The sequence below is a fragment of the Paraburkholderia sp. RL18-085-BIA-A genome (genome assembly GCF_046027075.1).
In the GTDB taxonomy this organism is placed as follows: Bacteria; Pseudomonadota; Gammaproteobacteria; order Burkholderiales; family Burkholderiaceae; genus Paraburkholderia.
In genome coordinates, this window is record NZ_JARESU010000275.1 from 1 (window position 1) to 5,201 (window position 5,201).

Annotated in this window: 3 protein-coding genes and 2 pseudogenes; 4 read left to right on the forward strand and 1 reads right to left on the reverse strand. The window is 61.5% G+C overall.

Annotated features, from left to right (window positions below):
- Positions 1-347: 347 nt before the first annotated feature.
- Positions 348-626 (reverse strand): annotated as a pseudogene (locus tag P0D89_RS50775) (MBL fold metallo-hydrolase); the annotation flags it as partial.
- Between the two features lie 218 nt (positions 627-844).
- On the opposite strand from P0D89_RS50775, the gene P0D89_RS50780 reads away from it, so the two are divergent.
- From P0D89_RS50780 to P0D89_RS50795, 4 genes and pseudogenes are all read left to right on the forward strand, one after another.
- A complete protein-coding gene (locus P0D89_RS50780) occupies positions 845-2,572 on the forward strand; it encodes an outer membrane protein assembly factor BamB family protein (RefSeq protein ID WP_408379303.1) in 1,728 nt (575 codons plus the stop codon).
- Positions 2,573-2,857: 285 nt separating this feature from the next.
- On the forward strand, positions 2,858-3,508 hold the full coding sequence (locus tag P0D89_RS50785) for a LysR substrate-binding domain-containing protein (protein WP_408366938.1): 651 nt from the start codon (positions 2,858-2,860) through the stop codon (positions 3,506-3,508).
- Positions 3,509-4,023: 515 nt separating this feature from the next.
- A complete protein-coding gene (locus tag P0D89_RS50790; RefSeq protein ID WP_408366936.1) occupies positions 4,024-4,632 on the forward strand; it encodes a plasmid pRiA4b ORF-3 family protein in 609 nt (202 codons plus the stop codon).
- Positions 4,633-4,670: 38 nt separating this feature from the next.
- A pseudogene (locus P0D89_RS50795) lies at positions 4,671-5,201 on the forward strand (ISKra4-like element ISBte1 family transposase); the annotation flags it as partial.

Genomic DNA, 5,201 nt, shown 5'->3' on the forward strand with positions numbered 1-5,201 from the left:
TCCGGTATTCGATGACGCCGCCTGCCGCGCCGACCGAGCACGCTGATGTCAAGGTGCTGTACGTGCACGGGCCGGCTGGACGCAAGAGCCGCAAGCTCGACGATGCAACGGAGAACTTCGTCGACGAAACCCGCACGGGTGCGGGCTGATAGTTATCAACTTACCTCTATCAGTTACGTGGAACGGCGATGAACACCTGGCAGAACGATTCCGTCCGTCGGGGAACGCAGAGATTTCGACCCCGTAGAGGTGACTCAACCTGTCATCGCTACCCACTAAATTGCCCACGCCAGTTTCTTGATGTCCATCGACTTCTCCTGTTGCTTCTACTCACTACGTCCACCTGCTCAGATTGCGTTGAGGGGAATCTTGGGATACGACACTCCGTTATCTTCCGGATCGGGCATATGTCCGGCGCGCATGTTGACCTGGACTGACGGCAGCATCAGCACCGGCATGTTGAGCGTCGCGTCGCGCGCGGTGCGCATCGCAACGAAGGATTCCTCGTCGATACCGTTGCGTACATGGACGTTGTGTTCGCGTTCCTCGGCTACCGTGCCGACAAACTGCAAAGGCCGCCCGCCGGGCTGGTAGTCGTGGCACATGTACAGCTTCGTGTCCGCCGGCCAGCCGATGCGCGGTTGAATTGCGCAGGACTGACTACTAGAATACATGAGTTGGCGTACCGTCCTTCTCGAGCTCTTCCTGGGCTCTTCCTGTCTGTAACGCCACGGCCACCCGCACGCTGAAGAGGGTCTTAAACAAGGGTGCTACGGCTAGAAGCCGTCGGTGTCCCGTCTTCACACGACAAGCGCGCCAACTCGACGTCCCCGAAGGTGTCTCCATGACCAAGGCACGCGCCAGTCTCGAGAAGGTTGAGCGGGTCGCCACTGTGATTCTCGCCTTTTTTGCCGGCTCAAGCGCTCTCGCGCAAACCTCTCCCATGCCGCCTCATGGCCCCTCGGGGTCGTCCGCCACACCGAACATGCCGCCCGCCAGTGCGCTCGATGGATCGCCGGTGAGCCAGCAGAATTTCGTGAACGGCCACCTTCCGCCGAGCGTCCCTGGCAGTCAGGGTCCGACGCTGACGGCGAACGCGCCATACCAGGCGCCTGCGGCTGTGAGCGCCGCGACACGAGCCCGGACACCCGGAGCAGCGGCTGCCTCGTCCTTCACGGCGACCGACTGGCCTACGTTCGGCATGGACATGCAGCGGACCGGGAACAATCCCGTCGAGACTGTGCTTAGCCCGACCACTGTGCGCAAGGGCTTGGTGACGCACTGGGCGACGGATCTTGGCGGCGCCGTCCTGACTCAGCCGACATTGGCTGCAGGCGTGAACATCAACGGCAAGTTGACCGATGTCGTCTATGCGGCGACTCTGCTGGGGACCACGTTCGCGCTGGACGCTTCCACCGGGGCCATCATCTGGCAACAAAGCGTGCCTCCCGTGCAAACCAACTGCGAGGACTTGGCCTTGTCGGGCGGCAACGCCGGTTTCATCGGGACTCCCACCATCGACCGTTCCACCAACCGGCTATATATCGTGAGCGGCAGAGGCTACCTGCACGCATACGACCTCGCAACCGGCGCGGATACGCCCGGCTTCAACCTGCCTATTCCCGACGCGGCGAATTTCTGGCCGAGGACGTTCGTCTACGGCAGCCCTGCGATCATCGGCACCTCACTATACGTCGCGACGGCCGGCAACCCCTGCGATATCCGACCGTACCACGGACAGGTCGTCCACGTATCGACCAGCACCCCGCCGACGATTCTGGAACGCTGGTACCCGACTGGGGCGAACGGGCCGGAAGGGGGCGGGATCTGGGGTGCGGGAGGCGTATCTATCCCGCCTGACGGGACGGTCGTCTACGCGCTGACGGGAAACGCTTTCGCCAATCCGGAAAATGCCGGCTTCGCAGAACACGTCGTCAAGCTCACCCCCACGCTGGCGGCGGCCGCGTCCAACTCGCCGCTCGCTCCCACCGCCGCTGTGCCAGACGTGGACTTCGGTGCGACGGCGGTGCTGTTCCAGCGTCCCGGCTGCCCAACGATGCTCGCGGCCTACCAAAAGAGCGGCAACCTGTTCATCTATAACCGGGCCACCATCCAGCAGTCGGGGCCCATCCAGACGTTGGCGATTGCCAAGAGTTCGAGTGCCGGCGTCAACATCGGCCAGCCTGCGTTCGATCCGGTGTTGAACCAGCTTTACATCGTGGCGCCCTCCGACTCACCCGTCGGGTTCAACAACCACGGGCTCCTCGCGCTGGCCGTCGGCAGCAACTGTTCCGTCAGCGTTGTCTGGCAGCAGCCGGTCGGCGCAAACGCGACGACGAACAACCCGGCCATTTCGCCCATTGTCGCAAACGGCGTTGTGTACTACGCCGATGGCGTCGCAAGCCAGGTGTTGGCCTTGGACGCAACAACCGGAAACATACTCTGGAGCACCGATAGCCTTGCGCCGGTTGACCGGATCACCGGAGGCATCTTCGCATCGCCGACCGTCGTGAACGGACAACTGTTCGTTGCTGGCGGCAGCGATCACAAGATTCACGCATTCGGCCTATAGCGAATACCGCCCGCCACGACCGCGGCCGTTACCCGCGCGGCGCCGACCGCAGTAAGCCGGCAACACTGAGCAATCCTTCGGAAGAACCTTGTGAGCTGCGCAAACCAGCATGGATTTAAGCCTGCCTCACAGCGAGCTTTTGTCGGGCTCTGCACCCGGTGCAATGGGAGAGCCGCTACGCCGCTGACCTGCGGCGCGACAGCGCCAACATGCTTGTAGATGGTTGCTCGGCCAACGCAGCGGGCCGCCGACATAAGAGCGTCGGTCGCGCAAACCTATGCCGAAATGGCAGCGGAAAAGTCCGCCTCTGCCGGCAAGATCCGCATCGGTGTGGTTCCGGCTCTTCTGGAGTCTGCACTCATGCCGATCGTGGCGCGCTATACAACGCGCGAGAACGCGATCTCCTTTCGACTCTCTGTACAGGTCTCGGCACTTCTGTTCGACGAACTGAAGGATGGGCAACTGGATCTGGCTCTTTGCTTCATGCCTGATACTGAACCGGATGAACTCCAATCGGACGACTTCGGACGGCAGCGCTACCAGATCGTAGCCCGACGAGGCCATCCGTTGACCGCTGCAAATGGCGACCCGAGCATGCTCCAATCGGCAAAGTGGCTGCTGCCGCTGCCAGGTCACGGCCTGCGCCAGATCGTCAATCGGTATTTTGAGGAGCATGGACTTGCGCCCCCGCAGGTTGTCGTCGAAACCGACGCGTCGATCTCGCTCCTGACGTCCCTGCTTCGCAATAGCGATTTGATCACGATGCTGACCGATCAAATGCTCCAGACCTACCCAGGCCGGGATCTTGTTGCCCTTCCCTACGAGACAGCGCTATTCGAAAGCAGACTCAGGCTTTTCTATCGCAGGAAAACGTACATGTCGCCCGCGGTGCAAAGATTTCGCGCGGCGTTACACGATACATTGACTGCCCCATGAAAGCGACTTGGAAACGAAAACAGCAACTTATCGCACAAGTGGCTGAGACCGGAAAGCCGTGGCCTCGATTCGGATGAACGCGACAGCAGCCATCCGCTCACCGCATCTGACAGATGACGAGAGCCGTCGCACCTATTCCGAGCGGGAATCGACTCAGGCCACAAATTCCACAACAGATCGCCACAATGTCTTTGAATACGCAAGATTAGGCGCGTTCACGAAACAACCCGCCGGAAGGATACTCATGAAAAACGAAACCCTAAGTCCCCAGTCATTGAGTGCTGACCTTATCAAATCGCCGGAAGAGTTCCACGGGACATGCCCGCGACGCGATGATGGTGCCGCCTTCGTGCCAGGTAAGCTAGTCGAGCGTCCGGCGACGGGGTCTGTAGTCCTCGATGGACTCAGTTCTGGTGTCAGGGACGTGGCCGACCGGTGCGAGGCGAGACCGCGCCAAAGCGGGGGCTGGAATCGGGTCTGCGAATATGACCGAAGGATGTGTCTATAGTGTCTCGATGGACACCAGCCCTTCCGAAGCGACTTCCGTTCTCCAGTTGCGAATCAGTCTACGCGGCGTCAGCCCGCCGGTCTGGCGGCGACTCCTGATTCCCGAGCAGATCACGATTGCGCGGCTGCATCAGGTGATGCAGCTCGCCATGGGTTGGAACGACGAACACCTGCACCGGTTTGTCATCCGCGGATGGCGTTACGGCGGACATCGCGACGGCGCGTTGCAATTCTTCGACGGCCCAGACAGCCTGTCCTTCGCGGCGTTTGGCCTGCACGTACATGAGCGCTTTGCCTACCTGTACGACTTCACCGCGTGGTGGTTACATGACGTGCGCGTCGAGCGGCGAACGTGCAACCAGCGGTCAAGGCCACTACCACGCTGTGTCGCGGGCTCCGGGCGTTGTCCGCCCGAAGACACCGGAGGTCCCGAGAGATACATGACGGCCCTGGAAGAGTATGGCGAGTTCGAGTTTTTCGAGTGGCTCGAGACGCTGCGCGAAAACCCGATCGAGGTGAATACTCTGCGCGTTGAGGCCGATGAATGGCTCTTCTGGTTGGATCGGCGTTTCGACCGTCGAGCGGCGAATGAACGGCTGCACACGTTGGCGCTGTAAGCTGACTACCCAAGCGACGTGCCGGGCGGGAGGCTGCCATGCAGATCAGCGTGCAGATTGTGGTTCAGACGGAAGTCGACGAGCAGGCGAGCGTCACGGAGATTGCCCATTTCCAACGGGAAAGTTTCGATGCGGGCTCACTCGGCCTGCATCTTGAGGAGGCGAAGGCGCTGCTGGGCCGGCTGCAGCGCTCGATGATTGACGCGCAGGCCGCTGAAGCGATTGCGAGGCTGAGCATGTGCCCGAACTGCGGCTCCCGTCTGACCGTCAAGGGCCACCATCGCCTGGTCTACCGCTCGGTGTTTGGCCGGCTATCGTTTGACAGCCCGCGGCTGTACCAATGCCGGTGTTCCGGAAGCGCGCACCGATCCTTCAGCCCGCTGGCCAGTTGCCTGCGTGAGCGGACGAGTCCCGAACTGCAGTATCTCGAGGCCAGGTTTGCCGCGTTGATGTCGTATGGGCTCACCGTCCGGGTACTGGAGGAGGTGTTACCGCTGGAGCATGTGCTGGCGGCTACCACGATCCGGAGGCGCGTCGCCACACTGGGCCATCGCCTTGAGGGTTTTGTA